The organism is Desulfatiferula olefinivorans (genome assembly GCF_054657895.1).
Genome location: NZ_BAAHXV010000090.1, coordinates 1 through 1,858 on the forward strand (window position 1 = coordinate 1; position 1,858 = coordinate 1,858).

General features: G+C 40.0%; 1 protein-coding gene. It reads left to right on the forward strand.

The window, feature by feature from the left end:
• Positions 1–405: 405 nt before the first annotated feature.
• The gene (locus ACYQ11_RS21945; RefSeq protein ID WP_459925973.1) at positions 406–1,551 is read left to right on the forward strand and encodes a GSCFA domain-containing protein; all 1,146 of its coding nucleotides are present in this window, start codon (positions 406–408) and stop codon (positions 1,549–1,551) included.
• The last annotated feature ends 307 nt before the right edge of the window (positions 1,552–1,858 follow it).

Here is a 1,858-nt window from a genome sequence, read left to right on the forward strand (position 1 = left end):
CTTTATTTTTTGCCTGTCCCCTGTTCTCCTGTTCTCTTCTGTTCTCTCTCCTGTTCTCCCTGTCCCCTGTTCCCTGTTCCTGTTCTGTCGTCCCCTGTTCTGTTCTGTTTCTGTTCTTTTTTATTCAATCTTGCAACAAAGCGATTTAACACACTTCCTTTCGGATATTGGGCCTTATTGGGCCTGGAAATGCTTTTTACGACACCGTCTATGTTGAAACCGGTAATAATTATTTAGAATTTGTCGTGGTAACGTAATAGCAGAACGGCTGTTTGGTCTTGCCTGAAAAGGTTTGATTGTTTATAGTTTAATCATTATTAAACTTTGTGAGTCGTTGTTTTTGGTCAAACGTCATCTATCGCAAATCCCCCCCCCTTTAACCTTCCGGAAAATGATTGGAGGAAAATGGCAAATCCAATTGATCTTAATCTTACTGATTCAAATGAAATACACTTTCTCTCTAATACCCTTATTGAAATACCTGAAAATCCGATCATCACATCATTTGATAAACGTTTAATGACTATTGGAAGCTGTTTTGCCAACCATTTTCATTGGCTACTCAGCAGGATTGGTCTTTCGGTTTTTAACAACCCGTGCTCCCTACATTTTTCTGCATCAAGTATACTTCAGCTTTTAAAAAAACTCAGAAAGTCTTCTGACTATACAAATGCAGATGTAATAGATTATAAGGACCCGGAAACACCACGTTTCCAATGCCCGTATATAGCCAGAGAACTATACACAGGAAAATCCGAATCAGAATTTATTAACAGACTTAATGGGCACTCAGAAGCATTTTTACAAAATTTAAAGACAAGTGATATTATCTCAATAACGTTAGGCACAGATACGCACTTACGGGAAAAGCAAAACGGAAGAATCATCGCCCATGCCTGCGGCCTGTCCAATGACCGCTACACACCGGAAGAATCCCGCGTTGAACAAATAATATCAGATCTTTTTGAAATTAAAGAACATATTAATGCAATTCGCAATAATAAAGAGTGCGATATCATTGTGACACTCTCACCACAAAGATATCATTGGTGGAAAGACTGTGTAACCGATGCTTCATTTCTTGTTCGTTCTAATTTAAGCAAAGCGAAATTAAGAACAGCGATAGATGTCTTTTGTAAAGGAACAAATGCTATTTACTTCCCTTCATATGATATTGTCATTGATGAATTACGTTTATATGAAAGTTTTCAGAACCGTATTGATGATGTCTGCCATATCTCAAATGCGTCAGCGAATTATGTAATGAATCGTTTTCTTTATTCTCAGTGTTCTACAGACATGATCAATGCTCTCCAATTCAGAAGCCGTGTTCTTAGCCCTCGTGGTTTGCTCCAGCGGTGGCGTATATATAAAAACAGGCGTATTAGCAATGAAGAATTAGACAGTTTTATTGAAAAAGCACGGGAATATCTTTTCAAAGTCAACTCACAGAGCATTGTCAAGGAACTCTATTCTCAATTTGGGTTATGTGGTTTTCCCTCATGGAGCGAAAAAATGAAAACAGATGATGATTTTAAAACGATTCTGTAACCCATCACCCTACCTGAGGGTGGTGCAGGCCGTCAGGCAGGGTATAGAAGAAGGAAAAAATGAAACGTTTTTTTGCTAAGGTCCTCTTCCCAGGGAAGTGGCCGGACATATCCGGTCCGAACAGGTTTCCCAATGGAGAGGTAGTGTGATGAAAAAAAGGGTTTTCCCGAGGCCCGCAGGTGCCCTCAGATCATTCCCGCAATAAGCCTTCATCAAAAGCTTGGAATCGTGGTACAGTGAGGTATCTTTAGTTACTGCCCGCCTGAGCCGGTCGTTTGATTCGCCGGTCAGCCGTGCCAATTTAAAG

Coding starts and splice junctions, on each gene's coding strand:
- ACYQ11_RS21945 (WP_459925973.1), top strand. CDS start 406: ATGGCAAATCCAATTGATCTTAATCTTACTGATTCAAATGAAATACAC.